General features: G+C 43.5%; 15 protein-coding genes and 3 pseudogenes. 5 read left to right on the top strand and 13 right to left on the bottom strand.

Features of this window, described 5'->3' with window-relative positions:
• Nucleotides 1-159 precede the first annotated feature (159 nt).
• The 6 genes and pseudogenes from yfcE to ACIFO6_RS08740 all read right to left on the bottom strand — a co-directional run bounded on the left by yfcE (nucleotide 160) and on the right by ACIFO6_RS08740 (nucleotide 4,318).
• A complete protein-coding gene (gene yfcE, locus ACIFO6_RS08765; RefSeq protein ID WP_430040030.1) occupies nucleotides 160-711 on the bottom strand; it encodes a phosphodiesterase in 552 nt (183 codons plus the stop codon).
• A 203-nt stretch (nucleotides 712-914) separates the two neighbouring features.
• Nucleotides 915-2,333 carry a glycoside hydrolase family 1 protein gene (locus tag ACIFO6_RS08760; protein ID WP_430040028.1) on the bottom strand — a complete coding sequence of 473 codons (1,419 nt, stop codon included), beginning with the start codon at nucleotides 2,331-2,333 and terminating at the stop codon, nucleotides 915-917.
• Between the two features lie 129 nt (nucleotides 2,334-2,462).
• Nucleotides 2,463-2,621: pseudogene (locus ACIFO6_RS08755) on the bottom strand (trehalose operon repressor); the annotation flags it as partial.
• Nucleotides 2,621-2,809: pseudogene (locus ACIFO6_RS08750) on the bottom strand (PTS transporter subunit EIIB); the annotation flags it as partial. The pseudogenes ACIFO6_RS08750 and ACIFO6_RS08755, both read right to left, overlap by 1 nt.
• Before the next feature lie 131 nt (nucleotides 2,810-2,940).
• Nucleotides 2,941-3,252, bottom strand: a pseudogene (locus ACIFO6_RS08745) (alpha-amylase family glycosyl hydrolase); the annotation flags it as partial.
• A gap of 49 nt (nucleotides 3,253-3,301) precedes the next feature.
• The gene (locus tag ACIFO6_RS08740; protein ID WP_430040026.1) at nucleotides 3,302-4,318 is read right to left on the bottom strand and encodes a peptidoglycan DD-metalloendopeptidase family protein; all 1,017 of its coding nucleotides are present in this window, start codon (nucleotides 4,316-4,318) and stop codon (nucleotides 3,302-3,304) included.
• A gap of 218 nt (nucleotides 4,319-4,536) precedes the next feature.
• Between ACIFO6_RS08740 and ACIFO6_RS08735 the strand changes: the two genes are divergently transcribed.
• Together ACIFO6_RS08735 and ACIFO6_RS08730 are read left to right on the top strand one after the other, a co-directional pair.
• Entirely contained in the window at nucleotides 4,537-5,289 is a 753-nt protein-coding gene (locus ACIFO6_RS08735) for a response regulator transcription factor (RefSeq protein WP_430040024.1), read from the top strand.
• Entirely contained in the window at nucleotides 5,286-7,052 is a 1,767-nt protein-coding gene (locus tag ACIFO6_RS08730; RefSeq protein WP_430040023.1) for a sensor histidine kinase, read from the top strand. Before ACIFO6_RS08735 ends, ACIFO6_RS08730 begins: the two co-directional genes overlap by 4 nt.
• Nucleotides 7,053-7,178: 126 nt before the next feature.
• Here the strand turns inward: ACIFO6_RS08730 and ACIFO6_RS08725 are convergent, their stop codons facing one another.
• The gene (locus tag ACIFO6_RS08725; RefSeq protein ID WP_430040021.1) at nucleotides 7,179-8,396 is read right to left on the bottom strand and encodes a MalY/PatB family protein; all 1,218 of its coding nucleotides are present in this window, start codon (nucleotides 8,394-8,396) and stop codon (nucleotides 7,179-7,181) included.
• A 237-nt stretch (nucleotides 8,397-8,633) separates the two neighbouring features.
• Between ACIFO6_RS08725 and ACIFO6_RS08720 the strand changes: the two genes are divergently transcribed.
• Nucleotides 8,634-9,341, top strand: a complete 708-nt coding sequence (locus tag ACIFO6_RS08720) for a helix-turn-helix domain-containing protein (protein ID WP_430040019.1) — start codon at nucleotides 8,634-8,636, stop codon at nucleotides 9,339-9,341.
• Between the two features lie 101 nt (nucleotides 9,342-9,442).
• On the opposite strand, the gene ACIFO6_RS08715 is transcribed toward ACIFO6_RS08720, so the two are convergent.
• Genes ACIFO6_RS08715 through ACIFO6_RS08705 form a run of 3 tightly spaced genes read right to left on the bottom strand, consistent with a single transcriptional unit; the run spans nucleotide 9,443 to nucleotide 11,613 of the window.
• Complete coding sequence (locus tag ACIFO6_RS08715; RefSeq protein WP_430040133.1) at nucleotides 9,443-10,045, bottom strand: sugar O-acetyltransferase; 603 nt, start codon at nucleotides 10,043-10,045, stop codon at nucleotides 9,443-9,445.
• A 15-nt stretch (nucleotides 10,046-10,060) separates the two neighbouring features.
• Nucleotides 10,061-10,660, bottom strand: coding sequence for a DUF1349 domain-containing protein (locus ACIFO6_RS08710; protein WP_430040017.1), 600 nt, complete (start codon nucleotides 10,658-10,660; stop codon nucleotides 10,061-10,063).
• 44 nt (nucleotides 10,661-10,704) lie between these two features.
• A complete protein-coding gene (locus tag ACIFO6_RS08705; protein WP_430040131.1) occupies nucleotides 10,705-11,613 on the bottom strand; it encodes an ROK family protein in 909 nt (302 codons plus the stop codon).
• Between the two features lie 393 nt (nucleotides 11,614-12,006).
• Between ACIFO6_RS08705 and ACIFO6_RS08700 the strand changes: the two genes are divergently transcribed.
• Together ACIFO6_RS08700 and ACIFO6_RS08695 are read left to right on the top strand one after the other, a co-directional pair.
• Complete coding sequence (locus tag ACIFO6_RS08700; protein ID WP_430040129.1) at nucleotides 12,007-12,333, top strand: ribosomal protein L7/L12; 327 nt, start codon at nucleotides 12,007-12,009, stop codon at nucleotides 12,331-12,333.
• 197 nt (nucleotides 12,334-12,530) lie between these two features.
• The gene (locus ACIFO6_RS08695; protein ID WP_430040127.1) at nucleotides 12,531-13,724 is read left to right on the top strand and encodes an oxalate decarboxylase family bicupin; all 1,194 of its coding nucleotides are present in this window, start codon (nucleotides 12,531-12,533) and stop codon (nucleotides 13,722-13,724) included.
• A 183-nt stretch (nucleotides 13,725-13,907) separates the two neighbouring features.
• On the opposite strand, the gene ACIFO6_RS08690 is transcribed toward ACIFO6_RS08695, so the two are convergent.
• The 3 genes from ACIFO6_RS08690 to ACIFO6_RS08680 form a co-directional block, all read right to left on the bottom strand.
• Complete coding sequence (locus ACIFO6_RS08690) at nucleotides 13,908-14,057, bottom strand: S-Ena type endospore appendage (RefSeq protein WP_430040016.1); 150 nt, start codon at nucleotides 14,055-14,057, stop codon at nucleotides 13,908-13,910.
• A 29-nt stretch (nucleotides 14,058-14,086) separates the two neighbouring features.
• Nucleotides 14,087-14,350: a hypothetical protein gene (locus ACIFO6_RS08685; RefSeq protein WP_430040014.1), complete on the bottom strand. Its 264-nt coding sequence runs from the start codon at nucleotides 14,348-14,350 to the stop codon at nucleotides 14,087-14,089.
• Nucleotides 14,351-14,686: 336 nt separating this feature from the next.
• Nucleotides 14,687-15,406 (bottom strand): YebC/PmpR family DNA-binding transcriptional regulator, encoded by a 720-nt coding sequence (locus tag ACIFO6_RS08680; protein WP_430040012.1) that lies wholly within the window; start codon nucleotides 15,404-15,406, stop codon nucleotides 14,687-14,689.
• Between the last annotated feature and the right edge of the window lie 25 nt (nucleotides 15,407-15,431).

Here is a 15,431-nt window from a genome sequence, read left to right as displayed (position 1 = left end):
TCTCTTTCTTCATCATAATGTTGAGTCTTTTCTGTAACTGGAAAACGTTGTCTAATAAACAAGACGGACGGACTCCGTTCCTATCATACAATAATATGATCTTTGTCTCAATCAGATCGCAAAAGTTTTGAACATATCCCATTCAAGCTCTAAAATGAACTACACTGAAAATGTGATCGTTTTAATCGTGTCGCCATCAAAATCCTTAACCGTAAATTGCAGTCCCTCCAATAGCCCATAGGATGGGGGATAGTTTTCCTTCGGCAACGCTATCGAGCCGGGATTCAGCACGAAGACGCCCTTTTCCACATCCGCTACCGGAATATGGGTATGTCCCTGGATGAACACATCCCCCGTTTCCAGTGGTGGTAAGTTCCCGATGCTGAAGCCATGTCCGTGCGTGACATAGATGCGCCGACCTTCATGGTACAATAAAGCATAATCGCCCATCATCGGGAACTCCAGCAGCATCTGATCCACTTCTGCATCGCAGTTACCGCGTACAGCCACTGCAATATGAGACTTGTACTGATTCAGCATAGTCGCCACTTCCGCCGGATTATATCCTTCCGGTAGCTGATTACGCGGTCCATGGTACATATAGTCTCCGAGCAGGACAAGACGGTCCGCTTTTTCCACCCTGAACTTTTCCAGTGCTAGCTGTAACCAATGTAGCGAGCCGTGAATATCCGATACAAACATAAGCTTCATATATATTCATTCCTTTCTGAATATGCTTCTCACCGTATCATAGCCCTTCTGACAATCGCTCGTCAGTAATAAAATTATCAGCTAAAAGCCTGATCGTGATGTAAACCAAACGAAGCGACCGCTTCCCTGCACAATAGCAGGAAGCGGTCGCTGTATAAAATCCTTTTTTGTTGAATTGCTGCCTTGATCAAGCAAGCAGCATTTTATTTCCGTCGCAAGCTTGCACCATTGGTCGAGATAACATCTTTGTACCAATGGAATGATTTCTTCCGGTATCTTTCCAGTGTGCCGCTTCCATCATCATGACGATCTACATAAATGTAGCCATAACGTTTTTTAAGCTGAGCTGTCGATGCACTAACAACGTCGATGCAACCCCAAGACGTATAGCCCATAACTTCTACTCCGTCGTCAATAGCTTCTCCAACTTGAACCAGATGATCATTCAGATAGTTGATCCGATAGTCATCCTCAACGGTTTTTTCGCCTTGTTCATTGGTGATCAGCTCGTCAACGGCGCCCAAACCATTTTCAACTATGAATAGTGGTTTTTGGAAGCGGTCATAGAATGTGTTCAGTACATAACGCAAGCCTTGCGGATCAATTTGCCAGCCCCACTCGCTTGCCTCAAGATGCGGATTGCTGACACCACCTAGGATGTTGCCTTCACCTTTCGCTTTCTTCGCTTCGTCAGCCGTTTCACATGTGCTCATGTAATAGCTGAACGAGATAAAGTCAACGGTATGCTTCAAATCTTCGGCATCTCCTGGTTCAAAATGAATAGAGATTCCGTTTTCTCTAAAGAAACGTTTCATGTAGCCTGGGTATTGGCCTCTGGCATGAATATCAGCAAACGCCATATTTCTGTGGTCAAATTCCATCGCAGCAATCACATCGTCTGGATTAGGTGTCAACGGATAAGTAGGCATACTCAGCACCATACATCCGATTTTGAAATCCGGGTTAATTTGATGAGCGATTTTTACCGCTCTTGCACTTGCTACAAGCTCATGGTGAATGGCTTGATACAGGTCTTGTTCACTAAGCTGATCTTTTGGTGTGCTAATCCCGCCACTCATGAATGGAGCTTCAAGAATGGAGTTGATTTCATTAAATGTCAACCAGTATTTTACTTTATTTTTGTAACGGTTAAATACCGTTGTAGCATAGCGCTCATAAAAATCAACAAGCTTGCGGTTTACCCAACCGTCGTATTCTCTGGACAAATGTAACGGTGTTTCATAGTGAGATAATGTAACGAGCGGTTCAATGCCATATTTATGAAGCTCATCGAACAAATCATCATAAAATTGCAGACCTTGTTCGTTGGGTTCCAATTCGTCGCCTTTAGGAAAAATACGTGACCAGGCGATGGAGGTCCGGAACACCTTGAAGCCCATTTCTGCAAAAAGCTTGATATCTTCTTTATATTTGTGATAGAAATCAATACCGATAAGCTTCATATTATCTTCTGTCGGCACATCCGTAACAGATCCCCAACCACCACGAGGGGTTACATCCTGAATAGACCAGCCCTTTCCATCTTCTTGATAAGCGCCTTCGAGCTGGTTAGCAGCAACTGCTCCGCCCCACAGGAAATCTTTTGGAAACTGTGTACTCATGTTCTCTCCGCCTTTACTTATGTTTTTTCATTAACCAGGGTAGGACCTTGTCCCCTTATGCTAATGTGTTATAAAGTGTTTCTAAATTAGATTCTAAGTTTTGTAACGCGTTTCATGTCAAGTGTTTTTTTAAACAGGGTTTCTGGATACATCCGATTTTTTCTCATCCCCGTGAGCACGTCTGGCAAAGTTGACAAATTGGAATTTGTCCAGCCGATGCCTTGACTCGGTGTACTGGAACATGGTGGTATCTTCAAGATAGACATAATTAAGCACTACTACCACGTTTGATACTGTCCTTGTGAGGAAAATTGGCCTTTGACCAAAGCATTTTGATCCAATGCATCTTTATCGACCAGTTTGTCATCATAGAGGGCAAACCTCAGACGGGTTACACAATGGGTAGCTGCCTCAATATTATCTTTGCCGCCAACGGCTTCTATAATTCGTTCCACCTGTACTCTTTCAATCGACATCTAATCCGCCCCACTTAATTTAATGAAGTAGCAGCCCAGGTTGCCACCTGGGGCTATGCTTGTTGCTGTACTATAAACTTCGTCTAACGAATGAGCCACATGTAGGAAGCATATGGGGCAAAGTGATTGTTGCGTCCGTCGCCCGGAGCCGAGCTGCGATCATCACTCAGGAATCGCTGATCTTTGGAAATTAAATTAATCACATCCATCCGAAATCCGCTGACTCCCTTTTCAGCCCAAAACTCCAGCAGTTTTACGACTTCCTGACGTACTTTCGGATTTTCCCAGTTTAGATCTGCCTGAGTTTTGTCAAAGGGATAAACCTGATAGACCACCGATTTGCGCCACCAGTCCGTATCTTGATGATCGCATTCTGTTTTGTAATGAGGACGATATTTTTCAATAACTTGTTGTCGGATAACAAAAAAACAAAGGTTGATCATCATAAAACTGAAGATCAACCTTTGTCTGAGCGTTTGAATTTTTTTGAAATTACTCGGCTTTTATTGTCTCTCCCTGCACAGGAGCAATTCGGTTCTTCCAATTGATATTGATCGAACGAGACTTGAATAAATCTGCACCGTCTGACACCTGAAAATGAAGATGGGCTTCGCTGGAATTGCCTGAATTACCAAGTAGCCCGATTTCATCGCCACTCTTCACCTTATCCCCTACCTTCACTTTAACAGAGCCTTTCTTCATATGAGCTAGCACGCTATATTCCCCGCCATGGTCAATCACAACTTCATTCCCGGCAGGCACCTTCTCGTTCATCACGCCCACAGGTTCGTTATCAGGAATGTTATTTACGACCGAGACCACGGTTCCGCTTGCCGGCGCAAGAATCGGTTGGCCGAAAGCATAATAGCTTGTATTTTTCAGCGGATCACCTTTATAGGAATAGCCATCTTTTTTCTGTATAAGGTCATAGGCATATCGCTGGCTTTCATATTCATAGTGGTAATTCACAAGCGCATTGGTTCCACCCCAGGTAACAAACCATTCCCCCTTCAATGGCCAATCGTATTTGAATTTGGTCAGGCGATTGTCTGTTTCCGGCGAAGGGGAAAGTTTCTTGGCTTGAAGCCCTAATATAGTTCCCTTCTCATCAAAAACAATGATCAGACCTATTTTCCCTGAGTCGCTTATCCATGAACGTTGTTCGCTGCCATTGAGTTTCATGACTGACGCCTGCTTAAATGAATCAACATCCTCTAGAGAATCAGGAGCCATTTTTACAAAATCGGCTTCGCTCAGTTGTTGTTTAAACTCATTGCTGAATTGGTCATAAACCTCCGCATACTTGCCTTCAAGCAGTTTTTCCGGTACCTCGTCTGGCTTCACCGTTTGGTCCTTTGTATTTGTTGTTTCATTGGGTATGTCTTTGGCCACTTCCGAGTTCCCTCCTCCTCCGCATGCCGTTATAAAAGCAGCAAACGCACTTGCCACCAGTACCATTTTGCCATAGTGGAAGATTTCCATTCTGTTCTTACTAGTTGCCTTCTTCACTGCTGCACCCCCATTTTTGTGTATATTATTATTTTATCTACCCCATTCTAACAAGACGGTCTTAGATCCCGTGTAACATCACTTTAACTAAGCCTTAACTCTTTTTCAGATCTACAGAGCACAATTAAGCTTCCGTTAAGACAACGCTTCATTCATCCCTGAGGAATCATGATATGATGGATGGAAGGAATAAAGATAGAGAAGAAAGGAATGAAAGCATGAATAATGCGGCCATTTTACTTGTCGACGACGAGCAATCCATTCTTGAGCTCATGCTGACCGTCTTATATAAGGAAGGCTACACGAATGTCGATACAGTGATGACAGGTGAAGCGGCCATTACTGCCTGTGAAGGAAAAATCTACGATTTGATCATATTAGATGTCATGTTGCCAGGACGCAGTGGAATCGAAATATGTCCGTTTCTCCGTCAAACGACGGATGCACCCATCTTGTTTTTAACCGCTCGGGAATCTGATTTTGATAAGCTGACTGGGTTCGCTGTTGGCGGCGATGATTACATTACCAAGCCGTTTAATCCGTTAGAGGTTGTCGCACGCATACGTTCACAACTACGGCGTTACTTGACCGTTAATAATACAACCACAGAATATGGATCTGCACAGCCCTCCAGCAAAATGAACGCCATTTATGACTATGGACATTTTCAGATCGATGAAACAGCCGGCGAGCTTCGTGTTGAGCAAACAGTCGTAGCCTGTCCTGCGCTAGTCTTCCAATTATTGCTTTTCTTATGCAAAAACCCCAATCGAATTTTCAGTAAAAGCGAGCTATATGAAGCCGTCTGGGGAGAAGAAGCATTAAGTGATGACAATACCGTCATGGTACATATTCATCGCATCCGGGAACGAATCGAACCTGATCCTGCCAATCCAAGCTTTATCGTAAATGTTAGAGGACTTGGCTATAAGCTGGTACAAGCGAAAATAGGGAGTTCCCAACGATTATGAATATTAAACGCAAGCTAATGATGCGATTCGTGCTTCAGTTGGCTACCGCTGAAGCTTTTGCGTTCCTGATTGCTGCTGTTACGTTCTTTTGGGCGTATCAACGCTTGGTCGATATCCGCCTCTCCAATGATTTTGCCTCTACTGGATTAGAACAGCTTGTAGCGTCCTCCGAAATAGGCAAGGACGGTATACGATTTGATCCACTTTTGCTAGAGCAGGTCAAGAAAAACGGCGGCTGGCTGCAAAGTCTTGACGAAAACGGGCAGGTGAACCAGTCCTACAATACACCGCAAGATGTACCGAAGAAATATGCACCCGGCGAGTTCGTCTCTTATTGGACAGGTACCCGCTCCTTCCCCTATGGGCTTTCTCTTTGGGTTCAGGAGAAGAATGGTCGAACTTTCACACTGCTATATGGTCAGCCTAATCCGATGGGAACCCTATTAAAAACAGTGAGCAGTCAGGGAACATTATCTTCGAATGGAAAGCTGATACTGCCCCATGAGGTCACTGCCCGTCTCAAGCAGCTTGGTGGCTACATACAGTTACTGGATGCAACCGGGTCGGAGCTTGCTTCCTACAATCGTCCAACATCTGCACCGACAGCCTATACTCTTCAGGAGCTTTCCCTTCGCACCATGTACAGTGAAAGATACGGCTACCACCTTTCCTCCGAGTATATGGAAGAAAAAGGTCGTACATGGGTCATTAGTCTTCCGAATGCTGGCGGTGTTGCTACAGGCAGTAGCTGGCTTCCTCCTGAGGAAGAAAGAACGATACTAAAGTCCATAATCGCCATGTTCTCAGCTATTTTTCTTTTATTCCTGCTTCTCTCACTATGGCAGGCGCATCGCTTCGGAGTCCCGTTACTTCATATGCTCTCCTGGCTCGATGCACTCGGTAAATCCGTATATCAAGAGCCTGTTGATCATAGAGGCATTCAACGCAGCCGGATGGGTTCAGGCAAATGGAAGCGACGTTACCTCATTTTTGCGGATGTGATGGATTCTATTGATAAGCTCTCAGGTACGCTGCAAAGAGATCAGGTACTGCGTCAGCAAACCGATAGTCTCAGAGAGGAATGGATTGCCGGGATCACCCATGATCTGAAAACACCGCTCGTTTCCATCAAGGGCTACGCTCACTTACTGGCTGAGCCGCAATATGATTGGACCGCAGAGGAAGTTCGTAAATTTTCGGGTACAATGCTGGAAAAATCCGCGCATATGGATATGTTGATTAATGATCTTGCCATGAGTTATCGCTTAAAAAGCGGTGCCCATCCCCCGGAGTCAGAGGAAATTGAGTTGAATAGCTGGCTACGGGAAACGTTAGTGCAGGTGGGTACCGACCCTTTTTATAAGGAAGAAGCTATTTTGTTCCGACCTGCTCCTGTCGACATCTTCGTTAAGCTTTATACGCCTTGGCTAGAAAGGGTCATTAACAATTTGACTGCCAATGCTCTGCTTCATAATCCGCCTGAAACGACACTTACCGTCTCGCTTATATCCAGCGAAGGTGGTAAAGGGTTCACGATTGAATTTGCTGATAACGGGAGAGGAATGGATGAAAATACGGTAAGCCGATTATTTGAGCGTTATTACCGGGGAACCAATACCTCTACTACACCCAATGGGACAGGTCTTGGTATGGCTATATCCAAAGGGCTGATTGAAGCCATGGGAGGGCAAATTACGGTCAACACGGCTTTAGGGAAAGGCACGGTCATTCGCCTTATTTGGCATGACGTTAACTGTTTATGAGGTACACGTATAAAGGCCGCCCTCGATCGAATTGAGGACGGCTCTTTTTCATGGATACGATTTTATCGTTTCTATGGGGATCGATATTTTGGAATGATCCATACATATCTATATATTAACAAGGCATTAGGTGGGATTAAGTATGAATAGATTTTCAGTTAGCACCTTGCATATTCTTCTTAAGCCCTCTTCCAGCGTGGACCTCGGACAAGCCAGATTCAGACGAATGTATCCCTCAGCATTGGCAACAAACATCTTTCCGTCTTCCAATAACACTCCGGCATGATTGGCAAAAAACAAAGGTAAATTCTCTTCTTTTGGTACATAGGCGCTGATATCAACCCATGCCAGATAAGTCGCCTCTGGAATATGGAATATAGCTTCGGGCAAGCAACGGTTCAAATATTGCTTGGTAAATATAAAATTCTCGTCCAAATAATTTTTTAATTGCCGCAGCCACTCATCTCCATGCAGGTATGCAGCTTGTGTTGCGACAATACTAAGCGGATTTTTAAAGCCGTAATGACGCGCTTTCCAGGTTCCCCTGAGCGTTTCATTGGGAATGATGACATTCGAAAACATCAGCCCGGCCATATTAAATGTTTTACTAGGAGCCATACAAGTGATAATCCGATCTGAGTCCGGGAAAAGTTTGGCCATCGGGGTGTGGACTTGCCCGTTCCTCAACAAATCGCAGTGTATTTCATCCGATATAATCCAGACATCATTTTCAAGACAAATCTTCCCTACTCTCTGTAACTCTTCCTTGGTCCATACACGGCCAGATGGATTATGCGGATTACAGAAAATGCATAGAGACACCTTTTCATCTCTAGCTTTCGCTTCCAGGTCTTCATAATTAATCGTATAATGACCCTCTTGATTGATTAGTTCTGAACACACCAGTTCCAAGCCGTTATAATCCGCCGCAGCCTTGAAGAAGGCATAGGATGGGGTAAGGATCAGTACTTTTTCATCCGACTTGCAAATGTATTCGGCCAGCTCATAGAGAGCAGGAATGATCCCTGGTGAAGTAACCAGCTGCTCCTCTGAAAAAGTCCAGTTATAATACCGCTGCGTCCAGCCGACCACAGCAAGGTAATAGTTGGGATCAAACACCTGGCTATAGCCAAAAATTCGTTTATCCAGCCGTTCCTTGATGGCTTCAATAATCTCAGGAGGTGTGGCAAACTCCATGTCAGCGATCCACATGCGAATAAATTCATCATTCTTATAAGGAAAGACCATATCACCCTCCGCCTTAAAAATATACTCCCGGAAGCCGTCAGTGTTCATGGCGTTGGTTCCTCTACGGTCAATAACCTCATCAAAATCATACTTCACGCTTTTTGTTCCCCTTCCTGTTTCCGTGCCTACTCCTCATGAATGGATTCATTATGGCATACAGCTCTCCATAGACTCAAACGCAATAAAATCTATTCATATGAAACAAATCATCATTTTTGTTTCGTTAGAATACTAAAATCGCTTATGAAATGGTATAATTATTATGAATATAGCGAAACGTATACAAAATCATCATTTGTAATATTCTCAGGAAACATATTGGGAGAGTGAACAATGCATACTATCAATCAGGAAGTGGGTAAAAAAATCAGAAGCTTCCGCAAAATTAAGGGATTGACCGTTCAACAGCTGGCAGACATGATTTACAAAAGCAAAGCTACGTTATCCAAATATGAGAGTGGTAATATTACCATTGACCTCGTCATCTTGTACAGCATTGCAGAAGCGTTAAACGTTCAGGTAGAGCAGCTTCTCTATGTCGAACCGAGACAGCCCTCCACGTTGATTAACACACTTCCCTCCACTTTTTTCAAGAATTCCACCCGGTTTTATTCTTATTTTTATGATGGACGAATGAATAAGCTGGTAAGATGTGTAGTGGACATGCTGGCGCAGCCGGATGACAATCGTTATAAGACGATGTTATATATGAATGTTAAAAATTTTGAACATTATCAGGAATGCGAAAATACATATTGGGGGCATACGGAGCACTATGACACACTGACCACCCTTATGCTCAAAAATCAGGCTACCCCTCTCGAAAATCTGACCATCAATATTCTGGCTTCTTTCCTGGAATCTGAGCAGAAGTGGGGTCTCATGTCCGGCGTTTCCTTCCGTCCCTTTATGCCGATTGCTTTAAAAATGCTTTTTTCGAGAACCCCCATACCAGAAACTCCCGAGCTAATTCATGAGCTTAAAATTTCCAAAGATGATGTGCGAACCATGAAAATCTACAATATGCTCGCTGTGACCTGATATTATCTGATGTTCGTATATATAAAAAAAGGCTATCCCAAAGGCCACAAAAATGCCGAACGGGACAGCCTCCTTAGGTGAGCTGATAGTTGTTATGAAATCTAGTTGTAGTCCAAATGAGCAAATTGCTTCTTATCCTTATCTGTAATTTCACGCAGTACTCTACATGGATTTCCAACGGCTATTACATTGGCTGGTATATCCTTAGTTACCACACTTCCAGAACCTATAATGGTATTGTCTCCAATACTTACTCCCATATTAATAATTGCGCCTCCACCAATCCATACATTGTTTCCGATGGTTACCGGGAGTGCATATTCATACTCTTGAACTCTCAATTCATGATGTGTGGGATGGTTCACTGCATAGATGCTGACATTTGGCCCGAGCAATACATGATCTCCAAACGTAATTGGAGCACAGTCCAATACTGTAAAATTATAATTGGAGTAGAAATTCTCACCCAACGTAATATTGTATCCATAATCACAACGAAATGGAGGTTCAATAAAAAAGGTCTCGCCCGTTTTACCTAATATCTGCTTCAGCAGTTCGTTGCGTTTTTCTATTTCTCTAGGACGCAGAGTATTGAAGTCAAACAATACATCCTTAGCGTATTGCCGATCATTCAGAAGCTCCTCGCTCATTCCTTTATAGGGCTTACCCGCCAACATTTTTTCTTTTTCACTCTGATTTTCCATCATAAGAATGCTCCTTTACATAGGTGGATCTATATGAAGATCGGCATCCGGCATTGTAGTTACCCAGCGTGTAAAAGTAACCTCAAAGCCGACACGAGTTGGCGAACATAAAAAAGGACCAGCTTGTTTTGCAGATTTATAAGGAAAAGGCGCCACACGTACTGTGCGCCAGCCGCGGGCTTCTGTCCGGGCACGGATAATCACTGCATCGTTCATCCGCGAAGCGCGCAAGGTCACTTCCTCACCGACCCAATCCGGCACAGCGGACAATGACCAATCTGAATAGCCGTTAGTCACCACGACAGCCAATTGGGGAATATTGTCATTGATTTCAATCCCCGCTTTAATCCATTGCTCAGGTCCTTGATACAGCATAATTCCAGCCTGGTCATAGAGTTCATTAAAGGATGCAAGCTGAAATGTGACCTCTATGGCCTCAGAATCTTCCCAATTTGCCAATAAAGCATGTCCGTTGCTGCGATCAAATCCGTATAATGTGTTTTTCCAGTAGTCACTTCCCTCTTTGGCTGTCACCTTGAGGGTGTCGCCATCTTGACAAGTTGACAATGGAGCATTGGTCCATGTTCCCGTTTCCCATAATAATGTTTTTTTCATAATAGATATCATCCTCTCCGGAATTATAGATGTATATCAGCTCTCTATTTTCTTTTTTCTACCAATTGAAAATTGTATGTCAGACTTTCAAGAGTCACCGAAATCAACCCGTTCATGTATTCATCATTCGTATCACTTTTCACAAAAATCTCTGGCATATGTTCTTGGGGTATATCTTTTAGACAACTGTTATAAATATCGTCCAACAGAGTCGGCTTGGATAATTCTCCAGTCAAAGCGATAGATACAGGATCAATAACAGCAATAATGGAAGTGATCGTCTTTATAGCCAGTGGAACGAATCCCTGAGCACTTTTTATATGCTTGAGCTGTTCTTTTCTTGTCATATCAAAGGGTAAAAAGGAAACCTCGCCTGCAAATTTGGTATTTCCTTTTAATAAGTGTCCATCGACAATAAAGCCCGCTCCCGGAAAGTTATCCTTGGGAAAATTAACAATCGCGAAGGTTTTGTCTTCATCATAATTTTTCATTTTATAAAATCCATAAACTGTTAGATGCATGTCATTTTCAATGGTAATTTCCAGTCCGTATTTATTGTGAAGCTGCGGACCCAAATGAATTCCTATGAGCGGATCGATATCACACACACCGATAACCCCTTGATGTACAACCCCGGGAATACCAATGCCAACCGCTTTGACATTTCCATAGATGTTAATGAGTTCTCCAATTTGGTTCTCTATGATCTCATAATCAATATAAGGCACAATCGAGGTCTTCTCTACGATGATTTCCCCCAGCAAATTGGCAACCGCATGAGTAAGAGAATCCACTCCGCCTTCCGTTTTCACATGTAAACAGAGAATATAGGAGTAATCGGCGTTATATTTATACCGCCTTGCCGGGCGTCCGCCGTTGGATTCCTCCAGCTCTGTCTCTAACACTTCCCCAGTTTGAAGAAGCTCTTTCAGAATATTACCGCAGGTAGCCACACTGAGTCCTGTTATGCTCGCTATGGACGATTTGGTGGCATATTCAAGAGACTTCAATGTATTTTTGACTAACTCCACATTAATTTGTTTAACTCGGATTGCATTATTGGAGACTGGCAGTATTTGAATCCTCTCCTTTTTCGGCACTTATTAAAAGCATTACAATAAGCTGTAATATAACGCTCTGTCTTCAAAAAGTCAATTCGTAGCCTTCCATGGATTGGGAGCAGCAACAGGTTCAGGAATATTCCCCACTCCGTACTCATGTAAATTCGGCGATTCCAGATAATATAACGTAAATCATCATGCTATACTATTTATATTGAACAGATTCCAGTGTGGCATCTCTGGGATAAAATCAAGTGAAAAAGGGGGGGGATTTTAGTGGAAACTATGGAATTTATAGCATTGATCGCGTTGATCATCTCCGTCATACTTTTGATCAAAGTCTATAGCTTGCAAGCTCGGCTTAATGACTTGAAATCCGATGTAGAACGTCTTGAGAATCGTTCTGGAGTGTCGGGAATATCGCTGTCAGGCACAACCGCTACCGCGCCACCACATGTGCTATACACAGGAACTTCGGAGGATATCAATGAAAGGCTGCTCCTGTTGATTAGAGAAGGCAAAAAGATTCAGGCGATAAAAGAGCTAAGAGTAGCCAGAGACCTCTCTTTAAAGGAAGCAAAGGACTATGTAGATGACTTGGAACGGCTCTAAGTATGGTATGAACGTAGCCGGGAAAACTGGAACCCAACTGGAATTAAGTCCGCAGGATTTAGCTCCGCTCATGGATGCCCAGTTTGCGAATCTGACTCAGAAAGCATAAAACCCTCCAAGAGTTCATAAAATCTTTATGCGGATTTTCTCTTATTCTAAGATTGATGAAGCTTCAACTAGGAGAGGAAGATCAAATGATGCATAATGATTGCTCGAAAAATGTCAGAGTGCCGCAGCCCATCAGAAGTGATGGCGCTGGAGGCATCGACAAGGGTCCCCGGGATGTGATGAGAGATTTGCAAAATCCTGACATGCTGGTTCCACCTGTAACAGATAATGGACTCATCCCGAACATGAGGTTTTCTTTTTCAGATGCCCACATGCAGTTGAATCACGGTGGATGGTCAAGAGAAGTAACCGCAAGGGAGCTACCCATTGCCACAACCCTTGCCGGCGTGAACATGAGTTTGACACCGGGCGGCGTACGCGAACTTCATTGGCACCAGCAGTCGGAATGGTCTTATATGCTGTTGGGGAGCGCCCGTATTACAGCCGTCGACCAAAATGGTCGAAATTTTATTGCTGATGTGGGTCCTGGTGATCTCTGGTATTTCCCACCCGGTATTCCACACTCTATACAAGGTCTTGAGGAAGGCTGCGAATTTTTGCTGGTTTTTGATGACGGCAGCTTTTCTGATCTGAACACGTTATCCATCTCCGATTGGTTTGCACATACTCCAAAAGATGTACTGTCTGCCAATTTCGGCGTTCCTGAAGCTGATTTTTCGTCCATTTCTCAAGAACAAGTATACATTTATCAGGATGCCGTTCCCGGCTCTCTTCCAAGCCAAGCGGTTTCCTCTCCCTATGGTACGATACCTCAACCCTTTAAGCATGAATTACTCGCTCAGCCCCCCATCAAAACGCCGGGTGGAAGCGTACGAATCGTCGATTCTTCCAATTTTCTGATATCCCAAACGATCGCCGCTGCTCTTGTTGAGATTGAGCCTGGAGCCATGCGGGAAATGCACTGGCACCCCAATAATGACGAATGGCAATACTATCTTACCGGGCAAGGCCGAATGACTGTTTTTGGCGGAAATGGCGCGGCGCGTACATTTGATTTCAGAGCCGGGGATGTTGGATATGTGCCTTTTGCTTACGGTCATTACATCCAAAATACAGGCTCGAGCACGCTATGGTTTCTTGAAATGTTTAAAAGTGACCGTTTCGCTGATGTTTCCCTGAACCAATGGATGGCTCTTACCCCCACAGAGCTCGTTCAGAGCAATTTAAATGTTGGTGCTGATGTGATCTCTAATTTACGGAAGGTAAAATGGCCTGTCGTCAAGTATCCTGGTTATTCTTTTTATCCAAAGGATGAACTCTGAAGAATCCGGTGAACATGCAACTTGTCTATTCTCTCAGAAAAAAAAGCATATCCTCATGCATTTATTGTGAAAAATCAGCAGTGGTCGCCTTTGTCTCCGGATTTTTACCGCTGAGAAAACAAATAAAATCTGGAGACAACAGCGATTGGACCATCCGAAAATAAAATGTATTAAAACAGAATATTAGCCTAAAGGATACCGTGGAGTTAGACAGAACTCTCCTTGGTATGGAGGTGTAAATGGAGCAACTCCTGTCCCTGTTAATGTTATTGAAGTAAAGCCACTTTTGGTAAATGCAAGACTAGCACCTATAGTTAGAGTATCAGTTTCCACGATAGTAACACCAAGCAGGAATGTAACTGTTACAGTACCAGCAGTCGGACCACTGTATAGGCTAGGTCAGAGCCATTGAGAGTTAAAATCAGTTGGCCTGCTTCGGTCACACTCACCTGAAACAAGACCTGATAAGTGCCTATTACGGACAAGTTAAATGTACTGGTTCCTGTACGGGTAATGACCGTACCACTAGAAGGTCCATTTTGTGGGAAGCTTACATCTGTACCAGGAGCAACTGTTGCTGCGTTATCAGAAGGCATCAACGCATAAAAATCTGCAAAGCTTAACATGTTTAATGTCCTGCCTCTACATACGTGGCAACAAGAAAAATGAGAATCACTTACATATATTCTCTGAGACATGTTAATCACAGCCTTCAAGTTTATTTTCATTTGAATATTTCGTTAATCAACAGATTTGTTTTTATAGTTATAGTATGCAAATTAAGATATTCGGAGACATGCATTAGTACTATGTTGATTCGCATATTTGCCGCATTATTTTGGTACTAGAGATGACATCATCCTAACGATGACGAAACCCACATATACGCAAAAAAACACCGTATCGGAATACGATGTTTTTATGTTGCTCATAAGTGAGGATTTTGCAAAACCCTGAAGTAACTATTCCTCAGAGTCTACGTTGTGGTAAACCTGCTGAACATCTTCCAAATCTTCTAGTGCATCAACCAATTTGTCAAATTGAAGCTGTGCATCTTCTGGAAGTGTAATATCATTTTGGGCAAGCATAGTGAGCTCGGCCACTGTAAATTCTGTAACTCCTGCCTGCTTGAAGGCTTCCTGTACAGCATGGAACTGGTCAGGCTCTGCATATACGATAACTGCTTCATCTTCTTCGATGATGTCACGTACCTCTACATCTGCCTCCATCAACAGCTCCAGCACTTCATCTGCGGTTTTACCTACCAGTCCAATAACCGCCGTTGAATCAAACATATAGGCTACAGATCCGCTTACACCCAGACTGCCGCCATTTTTAGTAAAAGCAGAGCGTACATCAGATGCCGTACGGTTTACGTTATTGGTGAGTGCATCTACAATGACCATGGAACCGTTCGGTCCGAAGCCTTCATAGCGAAGCTCAACATAGTTTTCATCCCCGGCACCTTTTGCTTTTTCAATCGCCCGGTCAATAATCGCTTTCGGTACATTGTACGTTTTTGCACGTTCTAGCACGACTCTGAGAACACGATTAGATTCAGGATCAGGCTCACCCTGTTTGGCTGCTACATAAATTTCTACGCCAAATTTAGCATATATGCGACTCGTATTAGCATCCTTGGATGCCTTTTTTTCTTTAATATTGTTCCATTTACGTCCCATAATATCCCGCTCTCTTTCTATATGA

It is taken from the genome of Paenibacillus sp. NRS-1781 (assembly GCF_050467745.1).
Lineage (GTDB): Bacteria > Bacillota > Bacilli > Paenibacillales > Paenibacillaceae > Paenibacillus > Paenibacillus terrae_A.
This window is presented reverse-complemented; position numbering and strand designations above follow the sequence as displayed.